Genomic DNA, 19,487 nt, shown 5'->3' with positions numbered 1-19,487 from the left:
GGGGGTTACGAGGTTTCGGAAAAACTTCCGGACTTTCTTTTCGGCCGGGGTGACGCCCCTCGCAGTGCGGACCGGCAAGGCTGGCCTACTGTGACCGCATGATCCTCGACGTCGCCCGTGAGCAGGTCCTTGGCCGTGGTGTCGGTCTGAACCAGGAGCAGCTGGAGGAGGTGCTGCGGTCGCCGGACGACCAGTTGGCCGACCTGCTGGCGCTGGCGCACGACGTCCGGGTGAAGTGGTGCGGCGAGGAGGTCGAGGTCGAGGGGATCATCTCCCTGAAGACCGGCGGCTGCCCCGAGGACTGCCACTTCTGCTCCCAGTCCGGTCAGTTCACCTCTCCGGTCCGCTCGGTCTGGCTGAACATCCCCGAGCTGGTCGAGGCCGCCAAGGAGACCGCGAAGACCGGCGCGACCGAGTTCTGCATCGTGGCCGCCGTCCGCGGGCCCGACGCCCGGCTGATGGCGCAGGTCAAGGCCGGCATCGAGGCGATCAACGCCGAGGTCGACATCAACATCGCCTGCTCGCTCGGCATGCTCACCCAGGAGCAGGTCGACGAGCTGCGCGCGATGGGCGTGCACCGCTACAACCACAACCTCGAGTCGGCCCGCTCGTACTTCGGCGACGTGGTCACCACGCACTCCTTCGAGGAGCGCTGGGAGACCTGCGTGATGGTCAAGGAGTCCGGCATGGAGCTGTGCTGCGGCGGCCTGGTCGGGATGGGCGAGACGCTGGAGCAGCGCGCCGAGCTGGCCGCGCAGCTGGCCGAGCTGGAGCCGCACGAGGTGCCGCTGAACTTCCTGAACCCGCGGCCTGGGACGCCGTTCGGCGACATGGAGGTGATGGCCGGCAAGGACGCGCTGCGGACCATCGCGGCGTTCCGGCTGGCGATGCCGAAGACGATCCTGCGGTACGCCGGTGGCCGCGAGCTGACCCTCGGCGACCTGGGCACCCGCGAGGGCCTGCTCGGCGGCATCAACGCCGTCATCGTCGGCAACTACCTGACCACCCTCGGCCGCCCGGCGACCGCGGACCTGGACCTGCTGGCCGACCTGAAGATGCCGGTGAAGGAGCTCCAGAAGACGCTATGACGCTTGGGTACTGCGGCCACTGCGGCCAGGAGCTGACCGGCAGCGGCCACGACAACTGCCGTACGGCGCTCGCGATGGAACCGCCGCGCTACTGCGACCAGTGCCGGCGGCGGATGGTCGTCCAGGTGCACCCGATGGGCTGGTCGGCCCGCTGCTCGGTGCACGGTGAGATCCATGGCTGACCTGCTCGCGCAGGACGCGGCGCTGCTCTGGCACCCGTACGCCTCGCTGACCGAGCCGTCGCCGACGCGGCTGGTCACCGGCGCTTCCGGCGTACGGCTGACGCTGGCGGACGGGCGCGGTGGTGAGGTCGAGGCGATCGACGCGATGGCGTCGTGGTGGTGCATGATCCACGGCTACCGCCATCCGGTCCTGGACGCTGCGCTGAAGGAGCAGGTCGACTCGTTCAGCCATGTGATGTTCGGCGGGCTCACCCACGAGCCGGCGGTCCGGCTGGGGGAGCGGCTGGTGGAGATCACGCCGGAGTCGTTGCAGCACGTGTTCTTCTGCGACAGCGGGTCGGTGTCGGTCGAGGTGGCGCTGAAGCTGGCGCTGCAGTACCAGGTCGCGCGGGGCTTCTCCGGGCGGACGCGGATGCTCACCGTGCGCGGCGGGTACCACGGCGACACGTTCGCGCCGATGAGCGTGTGCGACCCGGTCAACGGGATGCACTCGCTGTTCACCGGGGCGCTGAAGGAGCAGGTCTTCGGGCCGCAGCCTCCGGCTGGATTCTCACGGGCTGCCGACGACCCGGAGTACCTGGCCTGGGCCGAGGCGATGCGTGAGCTGGCTGCTGCGCATCGCGACGAGGTGGCGGCGATCGTGGTCGAGCCGATCCTGCAGGGGGCCGGTGGGATGTACCCGTACAGCCCAGCGTGCCTGCGGCTGTTGCGGGAGCTGGCTGACGAGTACGGGTTCCTGCTGATCCTGGACGAGATCGCTACCGGTTTCGGGCGTACCGGAACGCTCTTCGCGTCGGAGCACGCTGGAGTCGAGCCGGACATCCTGTGCGTCGGCAAGGCGCTGACCGGCGGCTACCTGTCGATGGCTGCCACGTTCTGTACGACGGACGTGGCGCGGACGGTGTCGGGTGGGCCTGGTGGTGCGCTGATGCACGGTCCGACGTTCATGGCGAACCCGCTGGCCTGTGCTGTCGCTCTGGCGAGCATCGACTTGTTGCTGGCGTCCGACTGGTCTGCTGAGGTTTCGCGCATCTCGGCCGGGCTGTCTGCTGGTCTGGCGCCTGCTGCCGAGTTGCCCGGCGTGAAGGACGTGCGGGTGCTCGGCGCTGTTGGCGTTGTGCAGCTCGGCGGGCCGGTGGACCTGCCGCGGATGACGGAGGCTGTGCTGCGGCGTGGGGTTTGGGTCAGGCCGTTCCGGGATCTCGTGTACACGATGCCGCCGTACGTGTGCACGGATGAGGAGATCGCGACGATCACGACGGCGATCACCGAAGCCATTGCCGAGGGCAACTGATGTTGGTCGAGTGGCTGGAGCCGCTGGCGGCTGAGCGGGAGGCTCAAGGGCTGACTCGTCGGCTGCGTACTCGTCCTTCTGACGAACAGTTGGTTGACCTGGCCGGCAACGACTATCTGGGGCTGGCTCGTCATCCCCAAGTGGTGGAGGCTGCAGCAGTTGCTGTGCGCGAGTGGGGTGCTGGAGCTACTGCCTCTCGACTCGTCACCGGCACGACTTCATTGCACGCCGAGCTGGAGACCGCTCTGGCTTCCTACACAGGACATGCAGCCGGCCTGGCCTTCTCCTCCGGCTACCTGGCCAACCTCGGTGTCGTCACCGCACTGGGCGGGCCGGACACGCTCCTGGTCTCCGACGCCCACGTGCACGCCTCACTGGTCGACGCCTGCCGGCTCGCGCGCTCCCGCGTGCAGATCGTTCCGCACAACGACGTGGAAGCCGTCGGCAAGGCCCTTGCCAACCGCAACGAGCCGCGCGCCCTGGTGCTGGTCGAATCGGTTTACAGCGTGCTCGGCGACGCCGCGCCGCTGGCCGCGCTGGCAGCCGTCGCGCTGGAGCACGGCGCGGTGCTGCTCGTCGACGAGGCCCACGGTGTCGGCGTCACCGGACAGGGCCGCGGGGGAGTCGCAGCAGCGGGGCTGGCCGGGCTGGACCACGTAGTCGTCACGGCGACCCTCTCCAAGGCGCTGGCCAGCCAGGGCGGCGTCGTACTCGGTCCGGCGATTCTGCGCGAGCACCTGGTCAACCGGGCTCGGCCGTTCATCTTCGACACGGGTCTCAACCCAGCAGCCTGTGCAGCGGCGCTGGCAGCGCTGCAGATCCTCAACGCCGAGCCGACGCGACCGGACTCCATCCATGTCACAGCCCGTCGGCTGGCCGCCGAATGCGGTGTCACCCCGTCCGCCGGTGCCGTGGTCTCCGTGCCGATGGCTGGTCCCCGCGAGGCGGTCCGGGCCGCTGAGCTGTGCCTGGCGAACGGCGTACGGGTTGGGAGCTTCCGGCCGCCGTCTGTGCCCGACGGCATCAGCCGCCTGCGGCTGACCGCCCGCGCCGGGCTGTCGGCCAACGAGCTGGACCACGCCTGCCAGACCATCACCGCCGCTATCCAGGAGGTCTCGTGACCGTCCTCATCGTCACCGGGACCGATACCGGGGTCGGCAAGACCGTCGTCACCGCCGCACTCGCTGCAGCAGCCTCCGGCAGCGTCGCGGTGATGAAGCCTGCACAGACAGGTGTGACCGCTGACGAGCCCGGTGACCTGCAGGACGTCCAGCGGCTCACCGGCCTGACCGACCTGCACGAGGGCATCCGCCTGCTCGACCCGCTGGCTCCTACGACAGCCGGGCGGCGGCAGGGGCTCGCGCTGCCGCCGGTCGACACCCACGCCAAGGCGGTCGACGACCTGGCCGCCGAGCGCGACCTGGTCCTGGTGGAAGGCGCCGGGGGACTGCTGGTCGGGCTGGACGAGGACGGCCACGACCTGGCCGACCTGGCCGCGCTGCTGACCGTGCCGTTCGCGTTCGTCGTGGTCTGCCGCTCCGGGCTCGGCACGCTGAACCACACCGGGCTCACCGTCGAGGCGCTGCGGACCCGCGGGCTCCCGATCGCCGGACTGGTCATCGGCTCCTGGCCGGACGAGCCCGACCTGGCCGAGCAGTGCAACGCCGACGACCTGCCCGCGACCACCGGCGTACCGGTGCTGGGCCGGGTCCCGGCCGGTGCCGGGCAGCTGGACCGCGACGTGTTCAGGTCCGAGGCGGCGAACTGGTTCACCGGCGCGATTACAGCCCGGCTGACCAGCACCGATACCCTCTAGGCGTGACTGAACATGACCTGGTTCTCGTCGTCGACTTCGGTGCGCAGTACGCGCAGCTGATCGCCCGCCGGGTGCGCGAGGCGAAGGTGTACTCCGAGATCGTGCCGCACTCGATGCCGGTCGAGGAGATGCTGGCCCGCGAGCCGAAGGCGATCATCCTGTCCGGCGGCCCGCAGTCGGTGTACGCCGACGGCGCGCCGCGGGTCGACTCCGCGCTGTTCGACGCCGGTGTCGCGGCGTTCGGGATCTGCTACGGGTTCCAGGCGATGGCGCAGACACTCGGCGGCGACGTCCGCAAGACCGGGCTGCGCGAGTTCGGCCGGACGCCGGTCACGGTGAGCGAGGCCGGCACGCTGCTGGCCGGGATCCCCGAGGACCTGAACGTCTGGATGTCGCACGGTGACGCCGTGCACGCGCCGCCGGCGGGCTTCGCCGTACTGGCCGCGTCCGGTGGTGCACCGGTCGCCGCCTTCGAGGACCTGGACCGCCGGCTGGCCGGTGTGCAGTGGCACCCGGAGGTCCTGCACTCGCAGGCCGGGCAGGCCGTGCTGGAGCATTTCCTGTACGACATCGCCGGCTGCACCGGCGACTGGACGACCAGCAACGTCGTGGACGAGCAGGTCGAGCTGATCCGCCAGCAGGTCGGCGACAAGCAGGTCCTGTGCGCGCTGTCCGGCGGTGTGGACTCCGCGGTCGCCGCTGCTCTGGTCAGCAGGGCGATCGGTGACCAGCTCACCTGCGTGTACGTCGACCACGGGCTGCAGCGCGCCGGTGAGTCCGACCAGATCGAGAAGGACTTCGTCGCGGTCACCGGGACGCGGCTCGAGGTCGTCGACGCCGAGGAGCAGTTCCTGACCGCGCTGGCCGGGGTGACCGACCCGGAGCAGAAGCGCAAGATCATCGGCCGCGAGTTCATCCGGACCTTCGAGGCGACCGCGCGCAAGCTGGACGCCGAGCGGCACATCGAGTTCCTGGTCCAGGGCACGCTCTACCCGGACGTGGTCGAGTCCGGCGGCGGCACCGGCGCGGCCAACATCAAGTCGCACCACAACGTCGGCGGCCTGCCCGACGACCTGCAGTTCTCGCTGATCGAGCCGCTGCGGACGCTGTTCAAGGACGAGGTCCGCGAGCTCGGCGTCGCGCTCGGGCTGCCCGAGACGATGGTCTACCGGCACCCGTTCCCGGGCCCGGGCCTGGGCATCCGGATCGTCGGCGAGGTGACCAAGGACCGGCTGGAGATCCTCCGCGCCGCCGACCTGATCGCCCGCACCGAGCTGACCGCGGCCGGCCTGGACCGCGAGATCTGGCAGTTCCCGGTGGTGCTGCTGGCCGACGTCCGCTCGGTCGGCGTCCAGGGCGACGGCCGCACCTACGGCCACCCGGTGGTCCTGCGCCCGGTCTCCAGCGAGGACGCGATGACCGCCGACTGGTCGCGCCTGCCGTACGAACTGCTGGAGAAGATCTCCACCCGGATCACCAACGAGGTCGACGAGATCAACCGCGTCACCCTCGACATCACCAGCAAGCCGCCGGGCACCATCGAGTGGGAGTAGCCCGCTAGGAGTCGACCCGCGCGGCAACCGCGCGGGCACACTCCAGCGAAGCGCTCACCCTGGTGTCGACCTCCAAGTCGTAGTGCACGCCTTCGTGCACGACCTCCGCCTGGAGCTCCGCCATCCCGGTCGTACGGTCGCCGCGGGCCTTCTCCCGCTCCGCGGCGACCTCCGGCGCGCAGCGAACGCCGACCCACAGCACGTCGAGGCCCTCCAGTTGCTGGCGGACCCTGCTCTGTGACTCCGCACCGCCGAGAAACACGTCGTCCAGCACAACCCGCGCTCCCGCCCTGGCCATCGCCGCGATCCCCGCCAGCCAGGCCGTCTCCAGCGTCCGGAACTGCTCACCCACCGACACCTCACCGGCGTCCCCGAACCCGATCCCGTCCCCGCCACTCACCAGCGCCGGGGGCATCGCGTCCACCAGGTCGTCGACGCTGAGGCTCAACCAGGCCCCCGGCAACACTCCCTGCAGCTCCCGAGCCAGCCTGCTCTTGCCCGAGCTCGACCCGCCGTTCAGCACAATCACCTGAGTCACCAGGCCACGCTAGCGGTACGCCGCGACCTCGAGCTTCACGCTGCGGATCTCGTTCGCCTTCATCCCCACCTGCGCCAGCGCGTACCAGTCCCACCTGGCCGGTACGACGAAGTCGGTACTGCTGATCGAGTTTGTGCACGGGACCCGGCGCGCGCCCGGCACCGGCGTGCTCGGTGGCGTCGCTCGCGGGTCGAGCTGCTGCTCCCGGTACGCCTTCAGCGACACCGACAGCATCACCGGATCGGCGGCGGTCGCGTTCGGACAGGCCGTCCGCACCCGCACCAGGTCGCCGGGTACGAGCCCGTCGACCGCCAGGTACAGGCCTCCGTTCGCCTCCAGCTCGCGGTGCGGCGCCGGGTCTCCCAACAGCTGCCGGTTGCCGACCTGCAGCGGGGTGTCGTCCAGCTCGTGCAGCGGGAACTCGGTAGCGACCGGCCCAGCAGGCTCAGCCTGGCCGCGTGGCCACAGGTCCACCGCACTCACCACACCGGCGGCAACCACCGCCGTACAGGCAATGGCAGCGACAGCCTGCCGCCTCCGGTAGCGCTTCGCCCTGTGCCGGATGACGGGGACCGGGTCACCAGGCGAGTCGACCGGTCGCCCGGCCTCCTTGAGCAGCGTACGTAGCTCGTCGGTGTTCATCGGCTCTCCACAGTCACTTGGGAGGTGAGATCGACGCGCAGCTTGGTCAGCGCCCGGTGGGTCTGGCTCTTCACCGTCCCGATCGAGCAGCCCAGCACGTCGGCCGTCTCGGCCTCGGACAGGTCTTCGAAGTACCGCAGGACGACCGCGGCGCACATCCGCTTAGGCAGCCGCCGCAGCGCCTGCATCAGGTCGGAGTGCTCGACCAGCTGCACAGCCCCGTACGCCGGAGGCGCCACCGCGGCCAGGTCGTCGGTCGGCACCTCCCGGCCACCACGCCGGCGCCGCCACCACTCGGTATGCGTGTTGACCATCACCCGGCGCACGTACGCCGTCGGGTCCTCGGCCCGCACCTTGTGCCAGCTCAGCCAGCACCTGGTCAGCGTGCTCTGGACCAGGTCCTCGGCCAGCGCGCGGTCCTGCGTCAGCAGGTAGGCCAGGCCCAGCAGCGCGCCGTACCGGGCGGACACGTAGGCCTCGAAGTCGGCCCGCGTGCTCACCTGTGGGGTCTTCACGTCACCCTGCATACCGACCAAGAGGCAGAACCGTCGCCGAAGGTTGCATGCCCCCGAAGCTCACTCCCGCTCCCGCCGTCGACAGACCTCGCCGAGTGTCAGACAGGTAGCAAGCACCCAGTACGTGGCGAAACACTAGAAGGCACGCAGGTGACAGCCAAGAGCACCGACACCCACCACGGCTGCCGTGGGTTTCTGGTCAGAGCACGCTGCAGCGTCACCGGCCACGGCTGTCGCCCGGAGCTCACTCTGTTCGTCCGGCCGTTGAGTTGGCGCTCCGTACCAAGGCGGTGAAGGCAACGCCGATGGCGAGCAGTACCAGGACGAGGACGGCGGCGATCCAGCGGCGACTGGTGTGCGAGCTGACGGCGGCAGCCACGGCGAAAGCTGCGCTGGTGGCCAGGATCAGGGCCCAGAAGACGACCAGTCGCCAACGGGGAATCCTCCGCGGTGGAGTCCAGTCGGGCCGGCGGATGCGCTGCAGGAGGACTAGGCCGATCGAGGCACTGAGCAGAGTGGGCAGGCTGGACAGCCAGCGGCCGTCGAGCAGTTGGAGGACGCCGCCGGCAAGGCTCAGCACGATCGCGACGATCAGCAGGGCGACCCACCGGCGTTGGTTCACCCCATCCGTGTACCCGCGTGGTGGAGCTGTAGTCGGAGAGTGCAGGTTGCTGCAGCTCAGGCTCGGTTGAGCTGGTCCTCCAGTGCGTCGGCCTCCTGGTGCCGGTCCAGCTGGCGCAGGCGGTCGGCCAGCAGGTAGCCGGCCCGGTGGTAGTGCGGGTGGCTCGTCGTCAGGCTGTTGAAGATCCCCTCCAGCGCTGCCGCGTCAGTACTGGCGTGCTCCGCCAGCAGCAGCTGCGCGTTGAGGTGCTGGTCCTCGTAACCACCGCGCTCGTACGCCTCCGCAGCACGCGTCGCATCAGCAACGAGCGTCGCCAGGTCGCCCTGCTGCAGCGCGAGGATGCCGCGGTCCCAGTAGATGCCTGCCTGCTGGAACAGCACGTGCTCCTCAGCAGACGGCAGCACCTCCAGCACCGACTGGGCCTGCTCCAGCAGCTCCCGCACCCGGTCGAACTCACCGGCGTACCGCGCGGACTGGCCGGCAAGCCGCAGCGCCTGCACTGTCTCCAGCGGCTGCTCAGCCGCCTCGAAGTACGCCGCCGCAGCCACGAAGACCTCCACCGCTTCCTTGTCGCGGTCGAGGCGTTCGAGCAGGTTGCCCTCGTCCTGCTTGGTCTGCCCGAGCCAGTACGGGTGCACGTCGGCCGGCGCCTCCGCCAGCAGCGCCCGCACCTGCACCAGTGCCGGCTCCATCTCGCCCAGCGCCTTGTACGCATCAGCCAGTACGCCGCGGACGTCGCCAAGCAGACCGGCCAGCTCCGGGTCACGCAGCGCGGGCAGCGCCTCTTCAGCGGTCTCCGCCGACTCCAGCGCGCGGCCGCTGAACAGGTAGGCCTTGGCGAGCTCCATCCGGCAGATCGCCAGGTGCACCTCGCTGTCCGGCGTACCGGTGGCCAGGGCGATCGCCTCCTCCAGGTCGGCCACAGCCTCTTCCGGGCGCTGCAGCGCGAGCCGGATCCAGCCGCGCTGGCGGTAGGCGAACGAGCGCGGCATCTGCTGCCGGGTGCCCGTGCCAGCGGTCGCTGCCTCTTCCGCCTCCTCCAGCCGCTCCAGCTGCAGCAGCAGGTTGCACTGCAGGATTCCGGCGCCCGACTGGAGATCCGGCTCGGTGTCCGGGCTGCTCCGGAGCACCGCCAGCTCGGCCAGCGCCTCCTCGGTACGGCCGACCTGAGCCAGCATGGTCGCCAGCGAGTACTGCCACCCGGCGCGCCGTCGCGGCTCGTCCTCCTCGATCAGCCGGCGCAGCGGGGCCTCGCCGGTGGCCAGGCCCTCGTCCAGCTGTCCGGTGTCGCACAGGACGCGGCCGATCCGCCCACGGTCGCGCAGGACCCGGATCTCCTCGCCCAGCTCGGCGTACAGGGTCAGGGCCTCGCGCCACGCCTCCAGCGCGACCTCGGCATCATCGTTGTCCGAGGCAACCAATCCACGACCGTCGAGCACTCGGGCGCGGTCCAGCGGCGACCGCTCGCTCTCCGGTACCTCCTGCTCGAACGCGGCCCACGCCGCACCCGCCTCCGTCCGGCGGTCGGTCTGCCATGCCTCCTCGGCCCGATCGAGCCAGGCCTGCCCGCCACCCTCCGGCAGGGGCTCACTCGGCACCGGCGCCGGCAGCACGCGCTCGTGCGCACGCCGAGCGGTCTCCGACAGCGGCAGGTAGTCCACCCACGGCTCCGCGGCCAGCACGGCCTTCACGTTGTCGCTCTGCCGCGTCGTGCCGTTCCGCTCGTCGAACTGCGCCGCGAGCTCCAGCGCCTGCTGGGCCAGCTCGTCCGCCAGCTGCGCCGACTCGACCTCATCGCCGGCTCGCCGGATCCGGAGGTCGACGCGGCTCAGCGCGAGCGACGCGGCCGCGGCGAAGTCCATCGCGGCCAGCGGGCTCGGCGGCTCGGCCAGGTCGGGCAGGTGCCGCTCGATCAGCTCGACAGCGCGCGGGAGGTTCCCGGTCCGCGCGCAGAAGCGGACATGGTCGGCGTACGCGCTCAGCTCACCCGGCTGGTTGCGGAGGATCCGGTACGCCCGCCGGTGCGCGTCGACAGCTTCGGCGTACATGCCCTCGGCCACGTACGCCGGCAGCAGCGTGGTCAGCATCTGCTGCGGCTGCTCGTTGCAGGTCAGCTGCCCGTCCAGTACGCCGACCGACAGCGCCACTGCCTCGGCCGTCTGCCCGGTGGTCGTCAGGTGCAGCACCTTGTGCGTCGGGTCGCAGCCGATGCAGTCGGACAGGTCGTCGCGCGGCGACGTCGACCAGAGCCGGAACTGCTCGGCAGCGGCCGCGTCGTCACCGATGTGCGCGGCCACCTGCCAGCGGTGCTGGTGCACGGCGTGCGGGCTGTGGCCACCGACCTGCCAGCGCCGCTCCATGTCGTCCAGTACGGCGTACGTCCGGTCGAGCGGTACCTCGGGGAACTTGGTCAGCGTGTTCGGCGCGTACTTGAAGCACCACAGGAACGAGTGCGAGTGCTCCTGGTACTTGGCCGGGTCCGCGTCCCAGTCGGCGACGCAGCGCGCGAACGGCACCAGCGACCGGCGCGGCTCCCCACCCATCACGTACGACGTGACCAGGTTGAGCCGGCTGAAGAACGCGAGGTCCTCGGCCCCGGCGGCGTCGGCGCGCCGGACCACGTCCTCCAGCATCGCCGTACGGGCCTTACCGTACGGCGCCGACTGGGCCTGGTGCAGGCGGTCGACCAGGTCTTCTGTCATCGCGTCGGGTCCTCCGAAGTAGGAACAGCCTGGTCGAGCAGGCCGAGGAAGGAGCGGTTCACCAAGGCGGAGTCCGCCGGGCCGATCGGGTGGTAGCCGAGCATCAGCGCGTGCCCGTACAGGCCTTCCACCGCGAGCCTGGCGAGCTCCGGGTCGGTCAGCGCGGCCATCCGGCGTACGAGCGGGCTGCGGTGGTTCAGCACGAGCTGGGGGCGGCTGTCGTCGTTGGTGTCGAGTGCGCCGAGCACGTCCGACCAGAGCGCGTCGGTGCGCTCCCTGGTCGCGCGCAGCTCACTGGCGAACTGTGCTGACCGGTCGACGAGGTAGATGGCCGACAGCGACGCCGGGTCGAAGGCACGGACGACCACCTCGCAGCCGACCGAGTCCAGCGCCTCCTGGGCGAGCTGGACGAACGGGCGCAGCTCCAGCTCGGTCTGCGGGTCCAGGCTGTCGAAGCTGGTGCTCAGCTCGGTCGGGTCGAACCTGCTGGTGACCAGCCCCGGTACGACGTCCGGCAGGCGGGCCAGCAGCTCCGCGTCGTAGGTGTAGCCGGCGTTGACGATGGTCAGGTTCTGTGCGGAGGCGACCGCTGCGAGCTGTCGGAACTCCTCGATCGTTCCGACGTACCGGATCTCGCCCTTGAGCTCCTGCAGCTCGGCGGCGGTCATCCGGCCGTGGTTGGTCTCGAACCGCAGCCAGCGGTGCACCAGCCGGAGCATCTGGTCGTCGTGGAGCGCCAGGGCCTTCACGCCGAGCTGGTGGATCCCCAGGAACCGGTCCAGCTTCTGCGGGTCGGTGCTGCCGAGCCGGACCATCCAGCCACGCAGCTGCTCGCCCAGCGCCTCCCTGGTGGTCTCCAGGTGCCCGTCGTCGAACAGGGCCTCGCGGCTGGCCGTCGGGCGCAGCTCGGAGGTGTCGATCACCGCGCGGACGAAGAACGCCCAGTCCGGCAGCAGCCCCTCGACGCCCTCGGCCAGCAGCATCCGCTTCAGGTAGACGCGGTGCGTGGCGCGCTCGGCCGGGTTGGCGGCGAACGGCAGCACGAACGCGACACCGGTCAGGCCGGCCGCCGGGTTGTTCAGCGGGATCACGTCGAACGGCGTGAAGCCGAGCTGGTCCTGCGCGTAGCCGACCAGGTCGGCCCGGCCGTTGCCCTCCCAGGGCGCGACGCCGTCGGTGACCCGCTCGCCGTTGACCGTGATCTCCAACGGGAGCAGGGCCCCGAAGAGCTTCACCAGCTCGATCACCGTCGCGGTCTTGAACCACTGCTCGGCACCGCGCCGGGCCTGCACGGTCACCGTCGTACCGACTTCGTCGCGGGCCGCGGACTCGCTGATCGTGTAGCGGCCGTCCGCCGTACCGTTCCAGCGCGTGGTCGGCCCGTCGGCCGGACGCGTCACGACCTCGATCTCGTCGGCCACCATGAACGCCGACAGCAGCCCGATCCCGAACTGCCCGAGGAACTCCGACCGCGCGAACCCGATCTCGTCGCGCTTCGAGCTCCGCCCGATCGTCGCCAGCAGCTCCCGCACCTGCTCCGGCCGCAGCCCGATCCCGGTGTCGCTGACACTGAGCCGCTGCCCGTCCACGACGATCCCGATCACGCCAGGCGCCGCCGCGTCCCCGGACCGCCGCGCGGTCACCGCGTCGACGGCGTTCTGCAGCAGCTCCCGCAGGTACACCCGCGGACTGCTGTACAGGTGATGACTCAGGAGATCGACGACCCCCTGCAGGTCCACCCGAAAGTTCTCGCTACCCATTCCCCAGCCCCTCCAGCCCACAACTGCCTGAACGCTACGGCATTCGAGAGGCAACCTCCGCGTTGCGGACGAGCGAGGCCTACCCGTCAACGGCAGCCAGCACGGCGGACAGCTCGTAGGCACGGTCAGATCCGACAGCCAGTCGACTCTGCAGCCCGTGTAGCTGTTGTCTTGAGGTAGCACCGAGAGATGAGTCGACGGAGACCAGACGACGTAAAGCGCGGAGCGCGCAGTACTGCCCGAGGGGTGCCTCCTCGTTGACGATCGCCTTGACCAGGCGTTGCGCATGCCCAGGGCGTCCGACGGAGCCTTGTTCAGAACTCGTTGGCTAGTTGGTCGATCTCAGCGCGGATCGGCGCTCAGTCGCCTCTTCCTTGGCCTGCTGGACGTCCCGCTTCAGCGAGATACCGAACCCCGAGATCTCGGTGAAAAAGGCCGTGAGGGCGACGAGTACTTCTCATTTGCCCCTTGGCCGGTTGCCACAGATGTTGCACTGCACGTAGGCAGAGTGGAATACGTCGCTGCCGATATCGGTGGCAGCTACACCGTCGGTGAGTGTCGTCGACGCACCCGGCACCGACCTCTCATCTCCGCCGGGTTCCCACGAAGGGAGCTACGCTGTCGCGGCGATCCCGTCGAGCAGGCGGTCGAGGCCGTAGCGGTAGGCCTCGGCGGTGACCTCGCGGGTGCCGTCGCCGTACGCCGAACCGTCGCCGGCGCCGTCGTTCCAGACCGCGGTCATCGTCGGGTAGCGGTCGACGTCGAAGTAGTGCTCCCACAGGTCGCCGCGCTCGTGCCACCAGGCGTCGTGGGTCTGGCCGGTGGAGCGTTCGATCAGGTCGCTCTCGGCCTCGCCGCCGGCGGCGGAGTCGACGTACGTGGCGATCGCGAGGGCGGCCAGGTTCGCGCGGGCGGGCGGCAGGCCGAGCGCGAACATCGTGGACAGCAGGTACTCGCGGGCGGCCAGCATGCCCGGCCCGATCGGCGGGCGGATCGTGGAGACCCGGGCCAGCCAGGGGTGCCGGGAGTACATGGCGCGGGTCTCGTCGGAGTACAGCCCGACCTGCGCGCGCCAGTTGGCCGGGCGGTCCTCGCCGGGGCCGGGCAGACCGCGCTCGAGCAGGACCTGGTCGACCATCAGGTCGAGCAACTCCTCCTTGGAGGGCACGTAGGTGTAGAGCGTCATCGTGCCGACGCCGAGCGCCTTGGCGACGTTGCCCATCGAGGCGGCCGCGATCCCGCGCTCGTCGGCGAGCGCGACCGCGGTGTCGACCACGGTGTCCAGCTGCAGCGTCGGCTTCCGGCCGCGGGCCTTGGTGGCGGCCCGCTGGGTCTGCTTGCGCCACAGCAGCGCGAGCGTGCGCGCGGCCGGGCCGCCACCGCTGTGCTGCACCGTCATTCCGCACCTCTTCTCGTCGCCGCATCCTATGAGAGCCAATTCTCGTATACCCTACGAGAATTGCTCTCGGAGTGGATGGAGTTGGGGATGGCGATCCTGGTGACGGGTGCGACCGGCAGCGTCGGGCGGCTGCTGGTGGACGAGTTGGTGGCGGCGGGCGTGACCGGCGTACGGGCGTTGACGAACAACCCGGCGAAGGCGGCGCTGCCGCCCGGCGTGGAGGTGGCGCGCGGGTATCTGGGCAAGCCCGCGACGCTGCCGGCGGCTTTGGAGGGGATCGACACGGTGTACCTGGCGCCGCTGCCGGCGTTCGTCGACGAGTTCGTGGCGGCGGCGCAGAAGGCCGGCGTACGGCGGGTGGTGGTGCTGTCGGGGGAGCCGGCCGAGTACGAGGCGATGGGCGATCCGGAGTCCTGGCACTACTACAAGGTCGAGCGCGCGATCGAGGACGGCGGCTTCGAGTGGGTGCACCTGCGGCCCGGGCAGTTCATGAACAACACCCTCGACTGGGCCGAGTCGATCAAGACCGAGGGCGTCGTCCGCGGCCCGTACGCCGGCGCGATGCAGCTGCCGATCGACCTCGGTGACATCGCGGCGGTGGCGAGCGTCGTGCTGCGCGACGAGAGCTACACCGGGCAGAAGCTGCTGATGAGCGGGCCGGAGCAGCTGACGCAGCCGCAGGAGGTCGCGCTGATCGGCGAGGCTCTCGGGCGGGAACTGCGCTTCGAGGAGCTGACGCACGCGGAGGCCGTCGCCGCGTGGACGCCGTTCATGGGCGCCGAGTCGGCCGAGTGGCTCGTCGACGGCTTCCGGATGATGGCCGAGTACGCCGCCGAGCCGTCGCCGGTAGTGCAGGAGGTGACCGGCCGGCCGGCCAAGCCGTACCGCGCGTGGGCCCAGGACAACGTGGCCGCGTTCCGGACGTGATTTGAAAGCTGGCCGAACATGTGTTCGACTGTACTCCATGAGATGGGCGGGACAGCAGCTCGACGTGGAGGCGCCTGGCGCGTTGCCGGGGCTGGGCTCGATCGCGGGCCTGGTCCGGTCGGTGACAACCCCGGAGTTCCAGGGCGTCACGTTCCACGAGGTGGTCGCGCGGTCGGCGCTGAACTCGGTGCCGGGGTCGGGCCTGCCGTTCAACTGGACGGTGAATCCGTACCGGGGCTGCACTCACGCCTGCCGGTACTGCTTCGCCCGCCCGACGCACAAGTACCTGGAGCTGGACACCGGGCTCGACTTCGACCGGCAGATCGTGGTGAAGACCAACGTCGCCGACGTCCTGCGCCGGGAGCTGGCCCGGCCGTCCTGGCGTGGTGAACAAGTTGCCCTCGGCACCAATACCGATCCTTACCAGCGCGCCGAGGGTCGCTATCAGTTGCTGCCGGGCATCATCTCCGCGCTGGCCGACTCCGGGACGCCGCTGTCGATCCTGACCAAGGGAACGCTGCTCCGCCGCGACCTGCCACTGCTGCAGTCCGCGGCCGAGCAGGTCCCGGTCGGCATCGGAGTATCCCTGGCGCTCGCCGACGAGGAGCTGCGCCGACGCCTCGAGCCCGGCGTACCGTCGGTCCGCGGCCGCCTGGAGCTGATCCGAGCGGTCCGCGAGGCCGGTCTACCGTGCGGGGTGATGGTCGCCCCGGTGCTCCCGTGGCTCACGGACTCCGCGGAGCAGCTCGACGACCTCTTCGCCCGCCTGGCCGCCGCCGGCGCGACCGGCGTGACAACCCTCGTCCTGCATCTGCGTCCCGGCGTCAAACCCTGGTTCATGAAGTGGCTGTCCGAGGATCATCCCGACCTGGTCGGCCGCTACGAGTCGTTGTACGCCCACGGCCCCAACGCCGCCCCCAGCTACCGCAACGCCTTCGAGTCCAAAGTTCGCCCCCTGCTGGAAAAACACGGTTTCGGCACGTCCTCCCACCGAGGAGTCGTAGAAGCCTCCGACCAAGGCTCCTTCTCCGGCTGGGGCGAACCCACCGCACGCTTCCGCGGCCGATCCAGCCCAGCCCCCTTCAACACCTCCACCACCCGCCGCCACCCGGCCCCCGTACCCGCCGCAACCCCCGAGCCAGACCAGCAGCCACTGTTCTAGCTCACACTCCCCGAGCAGGACCCACTGTTCTAAGCCGCACTCCCCGAGTACGACCCACCAGCCGCTGTTCCAACCGGCTCACCGCCGTGCCGCGCGGGCCACCGCTCGGGCCCGCCGACCTGCACGCCTAGCCAGGGGCCTACCCGCACTCCCGCGCCCGACCAGCCGCCGTACCGGTTGGCCGGCCGCGGGCGAGCCCGTCCGCCGGACCGCCCACCTCCCGGCCGGCCCACGAGCCCCCTGCCCTCGCTCACCTCACGCTCCCACCATCTTTGGGCACCCACCAGTCAGGTTCCGGCCCGATTGTTGGCTGAGCGGTGCTCAAAGATGCCCCTGCCCGGGGCGGAGGTGCTGAGAGCGTCGGTGGAGCGCTGCCCGCTTGTCCTCGACCGGATCGCGAGCCCCTCGCGGGCGAACTGTTCCGCACTGCCCTCGCTGCGTGCGGCATCTTTGAGCACCCGCCAGCCAGAATCTGGGGCGTTCCGTGGCTGAGCGGTGCTCAAAGTTCTTGTCTGTAAGGGGGAGACGAGGGGTGGTTACTGGCGGAGGGTGAGGATCTTTGGGCCCTCGGCTGTGATGGCGACGGTGTGTTCGGCGTGGGCGCCTCGGGTGCCGTCGGTGGAGCGGAGGGTCCAGGCGTCGTCGTCGATCAGGTACGTCGAGCCGGGGCCGTGCCAGAACCAGGGTTCGATGGCGAGGACGTGGCCGGCGCGGAGTTTCAGGCCTCGGCCGGGGCGGCCGCCGTTGGGGATGTGGGGTTCCTCGTGCATTCGGCGGCCTATGCCGTGGCCGCCGAAGTCGAGGTTGGTGCCGACGCCGGCTTCGGTGCCGACGGCACCGATTGCGGCGCCGACGTCGCCCAGGCGTGCGCCCGGTACGGCGGTCGCGATGCCCGCCGCGAGGGCGCGCTCGGTGGTGGCGATCAGCGCCAGGTCCTCCGGGCGCGGCGTACCGACGACGAAGCTGGTGGCGGAGTCGGCACACCAGCCGTCGACCGACGCGCCGCAGTCGACGTTCAGGAGGTCGCCGTCCTGCAGGCGCAGGTCGCTCGGCAGGCCGTGCAGCACCGCGTCATTGACCGACGTACAGATGACGCCTTTGAACGGCGTGGATGCGAAGCCTGGCTGGTATCCGTCGAACAGCGACACCGCGCCGGCGGCGCGCAGGACGTCGCGGGCGATCTCGTCCAGCTCGCGCAGCGAGACGCCGACGGCCGCCGCGGCCTTCACGGCGGTGAGTGCGGCCGCGACGATCTGTCCGGCCGCGTGCATCGCCTCGACCTCGGCGGGGGTCTTCAGGTCCACCATCGGCTGCGTCCTCGGGTCACGGGATAGTTATCCCGGTATCATAATCACGCTCAACCTTTTGCCTGCTCACGACGTCTTGTAGGTGTCCGTCCTGCCGGGGCGGAGACCTGGGGGCTTGGCGATGCGCATGCGGTGGAAGGTGTTGGCGGTCGGCGTTCTGCTGGCCGGGTTGAGCGGCTGCGCTGACGTGCCACTCGGCGGCGGTCCGAGCGACGGCGCGGGCAAGGGTTCCGGCTCTGGATCCGGCGCGGGGACAGGCTCCAGCGTGGGCACGGGAGCTCAGCCGCAGGCAGGCGCGCGGCAGGAGATCAGCCTCGTCGCCACCGGCGACGTCCTGCTCCACGAACGCCTCTGGACGACCGCCCGCCAGGACGGCAGCAACGGGCAGTGGGACTTCGCGCCGCTGCTCAGCGGCGTCAAACCCCTTGTCCAGGGCGCGGATCTCGCCGTCTGCCACCTCGAGACCCCGCTCGGCGCGCCGTACTCCGGTTACCCGCTCTTCCAGGGCCCGCCGCAGATCGTGCCCGCGCTGAAGGCAACCGGGTACGACGCCTGCTCGACCGCCAGCAACCACAGCTTCGACAAAGGGGCCGCCGGCATCGACCGGACGCTGCGCACCCTCGACCAGGCCGGCCTGAAGCACACCGGGACGGCGCGCACCCCGCAGGAGGCGGCGACGCCGACGATCGTCGACGTGCAGGGCGTGAAGGTCGCGCTGCTCAGCTATACCTACGGCTTCAACGGCATGCCGTACCCGAACGGCGAGACCTGGCGGGCCGGGAAGCTCGACCCGGTCAAGATCAAGGCGATGGCGGCCAAGGCTCGCGACCTCGGCGCGCAGATCGTCGTGGTCAGCGCTCACTGGGGTACCGAGTACTCGGCCAGCGCGAGCCCCGAGCAGCGCGCGCTGGCCGCCGACTTGCTTGCTGACAGCAACATCGACCTGCTCCTCGGGCACCACGCGCACGTGGTGCAGCCGATCGAGCAGCTGAACGGAAAGTGGGTCGCCTACGGCCTCGGCAACCTGGTCGCCGCGCACCGGATGCCGAAGGCGCCGAAGTCCGAGGGGCTGCTGGTCAAGTTCACGTTCCAGCGCGACGGCGACCGGTGGAAGGCCGCGGCTCCGGAGTACGCACCGCTGCTGGTCACCGATGCGCTGCCGGTGCGGGTGCTCGACGTACGGCGTGAGCTCGCGAAGCCGGACTTGCCGCCGGCCAAGCGCGAGCGGCTCGAGCTGGCCGAGCGCCGGACGACGGAGACCGTCGAGAGTCTCAGCAAAGCGCCGAAAACCCTTTGAGAACAAGGCACGAAGCGCTCTAGGCTCCCGAGCATGATTACGTACTTCGTGATGGTCCGTCGTGCCCGCCTCCGGGCAGGCGAGGGGTGCCTGGGGATGGCATCCGCTCGATAGTCGTTGGGCCCAGCGCGTCGTCGACGCCGCCGGAGTGCGCTCCGGTGACCTCGTCCTCGACGTCGGAGCCGGTCTCGGCGCGCTGACCGGGCCGCTGGTGCGAGCCGGCGCCGAAGTCATCGCCGTCGAGCTGCACCCAGTTCGTGCCGCGAAGCTCCGCGAACGCTTCGGGGCGCCGAGCACCGCAGGCCGGTCCGAAGCGGCGCCGACAGGCAACCGCTCCGGGTCGGTGAGGGTGATCCAGGTCGACGCAACCGACCTGCGGTTGCCGACTCGCCCGTTCCGAGTGATCTCGAGCCCGCCGTACGGCGTCTCCACCGCATTGCTGAAGAGGCTGCTCGCACCAGGCTCACGCCTGCTGTCGGCAGACCTCGTACTCCAGCGCCAGGTGGTCAACCGCTGGGTCGAAGGCCGTGCCCCGGGAGCAGCTCGCTGGACCCGCCACTACGACACCTCGATCGGTATCCGCCTTCCCCGCAAGGCGTTCACCCCACCACCCCATGTCGATTCCGCTGTCCTGAGAATCACCAAGAGATAGAAAGGCCCGCTCCACCAGGAGCGGGCCTTTC

General features: G+C 70.3%; 18 protein-coding genes. 10 read left to right on the top strand and 8 right to left on the bottom strand.

What is annotated here, in order from left to right; genetic code table 11:
• Nucleotides 1-98: 98 nt before the first annotated feature.
• From bioB to guaA, 6 genes are read left to right on the top strand one after another with little or no spacing between them, the layout of a single operon-like run.
• Nucleotides 99-1,088 carry a biotin synthase BioB gene (gene bioB, locus AB0M01_RS06485; protein WP_363666105.1) on the top strand — a complete coding sequence of 330 codons (990 nt, stop codon included), beginning with the start codon at nt 99-101 and terminating at the stop codon, nt 1,086-1,088.
• Nucleotides 1,085-1,270, top strand: coding sequence for a hypothetical protein (locus AB0M01_RS06480; protein WP_363666103.1), 186 nt, complete (start codon nt 1,085-1,087; stop codon nt 1,268-1,270). The genes bioB and AB0M01_RS06480 overlap by 4 nt, the downstream gene beginning before the upstream one ends.
• Nucleotides 1,263-2,564, top strand: coding sequence for an adenosylmethionine--8-amino-7-oxononanoate transaminase (bioA, locus tag AB0M01_RS06475; protein ID WP_363666101.1), 1,302 nt, complete (start codon nt 1,263-1,265; stop codon nt 2,562-2,564). The genes AB0M01_RS06480 and bioA overlap by 8 nt, the downstream gene beginning before the upstream one ends.
• Nucleotides 2,564-3,685, top strand: a complete 1,122-nt coding sequence (locus tag AB0M01_RS06470; RefSeq protein ID WP_363666099.1) for an 8-amino-7-oxononanoate synthase — start codon at nt 2,564-2,566, stop codon at nt 3,683-3,685. Before bioA ends, AB0M01_RS06470 begins: the two co-directional genes overlap by 1 nt.
• On the top strand, nt 3,682-4,380 hold the full coding sequence (gene bioD, locus AB0M01_RS06465) for a dethiobiotin synthase (RefSeq protein WP_363666097.1): 699 nt from the start codon (nt 3,682-3,684) through the stop codon (nt 4,378-4,380). Before AB0M01_RS06470 ends, bioD begins: the two co-directional genes overlap by 4 nt.
• A 2-nt stretch (nt 4,381-4,382) precedes the next feature.
• Nucleotides 4,383-5,933, top strand: coding sequence for a glutamine-hydrolyzing GMP synthase (gene guaA / locus AB0M01_RS06460; RefSeq protein WP_363666096.1), 1,551 nt, complete (start codon nt 4,383-4,385; stop codon nt 5,931-5,933).
• 4 nt (nt 5,934-5,937) lie between these two features.
• Here the strand turns inward: guaA and cpt are convergent, their stop codons facing one another.
• From cpt to AB0M01_RS06425, 7 genes are all read right to left on the bottom strand, one after another.
• A complete protein-coding gene (cpt, locus tag AB0M01_RS06455; protein WP_363666094.1) occupies nt 5,938-6,471 on the bottom strand; it encodes a chloramphenicol phosphotransferase CPT in 534 nt (177 codons plus the stop codon).
• 9 nt (nt 6,472-6,480) lie between these two features.
• Nucleotides 6,481-7,113 carry a hypothetical protein gene (locus AB0M01_RS06450; protein ID WP_363666092.1) on the bottom strand — a complete coding sequence of 211 codons (633 nt, stop codon included), beginning with the start codon at nt 7,111-7,113 and terminating at the stop codon, nt 6,481-6,483.
• On the bottom strand, nt 7,110-7,628 hold the full coding sequence (locus AB0M01_RS06445; RefSeq protein WP_363666090.1) for a SigE family RNA polymerase sigma factor: 519 nt from the start codon (nt 7,626-7,628) through the stop codon (nt 7,110-7,112). The genes AB0M01_RS06450 and AB0M01_RS06445 overlap by 4 nt, the downstream gene beginning before the upstream one ends.
• Nucleotides 7,629-7,872: 244 nt before the next feature.
• Nucleotides 7,873-8,250 (bottom strand): hypothetical protein, encoded by a 378-nt coding sequence (locus AB0M01_RS06440; protein ID WP_363666088.1) that lies wholly within the window; start codon nt 8,248-8,250, stop codon nt 7,873-7,875.
• Between the two features lie 56 nt (nt 8,251-8,306).
• The gene (locus tag AB0M01_RS06435; protein ID WP_363666086.1) at nt 8,307-10,952 is read right to left on the bottom strand and encodes a hypothetical protein; all 2,646 of its coding nucleotides are present in this window, start codon (nt 10,950-10,952) and stop codon (nt 8,307-8,309) included.
• A complete protein-coding gene (locus AB0M01_RS06430; protein ID WP_363666084.1) occupies nt 10,949-12,712 on the bottom strand; it encodes an HSP90 family protein in 1,764 nt (587 codons plus the stop codon). Before AB0M01_RS06430 ends, AB0M01_RS06435 begins: the two co-directional genes overlap by 4 nt.
• Nucleotides 12,713-13,325: 613 nt before the next feature.
• The gene (locus tag AB0M01_RS06425) at nt 13,326-14,111 is read right to left on the bottom strand and encodes a TetR/AcrR family transcriptional regulator (protein ID WP_363666082.1); all 786 of its coding nucleotides are present in this window, start codon (nt 14,109-14,111) and stop codon (nt 13,326-13,328) included.
• A 60-nt stretch (nt 14,112-14,171) separates the two neighbouring features.
• On the opposite strand from AB0M01_RS06425, the gene AB0M01_RS06420 reads away from it, so the two are divergent.
• Both AB0M01_RS06420 and AB0M01_RS06415 read left to right on the top strand, forming a co-directional pair.
• Nucleotides 14,172-15,038, top strand: a complete 867-nt coding sequence (locus AB0M01_RS06420) for an NAD(P)H-binding protein (RefSeq protein ID WP_363666080.1) — start codon at nt 14,172-14,174, stop codon at nt 15,036-15,038.
• Between the two features lie 37 nt (nt 15,039-15,075).
• Complete coding sequence (locus tag AB0M01_RS06415) at nt 15,076-16,200, top strand: Rv2578c family radical SAM protein (protein ID WP_363666078.1); 1,125 nt, start codon at nt 15,076-15,078, stop codon at nt 16,198-16,200.
• Nucleotides 16,201-16,736: 536 nt separating this feature from the next.
• On the opposite strand, the gene map is transcribed toward AB0M01_RS06415, so the two are convergent.
• The gene (gene map / locus AB0M01_RS06410) at nt 16,737-17,507 is read right to left on the bottom strand and encodes a type I methionyl aminopeptidase (protein ID WP_363666076.1); all 771 of its coding nucleotides are present in this window, start codon (nt 17,505-17,507) and stop codon (nt 16,737-16,739) included.
• Nucleotides 17,508-17,772: 265 nt separating this feature from the next.
• On the opposite strand from map, the gene AB0M01_RS06405 reads away from it, so the two are divergent.
• Together AB0M01_RS06405 and AB0M01_RS06400 are read left to right on the top strand one after the other, a co-directional pair.
• On the top strand, nt 17,773-18,804 hold the full coding sequence (locus tag AB0M01_RS06405) for a CapA family protein (protein ID WP_363666074.1): 1,032 nt from the start codon (nt 17,773-17,775) through the stop codon (nt 18,802-18,804).
• Nucleotides 18,805-18,865: 61 nt separating this feature from the next.
• A complete protein-coding gene (locus AB0M01_RS06400) occupies nt 18,866-19,456 on the top strand; it encodes an rRNA adenine N(6)-methyltransferase family protein (RefSeq protein WP_363666072.1) in 591 nt (196 codons plus the stop codon).
• Nucleotides 19,457-19,487: the final 31 nt, after the last annotated feature.

This window comes from Kribbella sp. NPDC051770 (assembly GCF_040681455.1).
Taxonomy (GTDB): Bacteria; Actinomycetota; Actinomycetes; order Propionibacteriales; family Kribbellaceae; genus Kribbella.
Note: the sequence above shows the minus strand (reverse complement) of the source record. Positions and strands in the feature narration are given on the sequence as shown.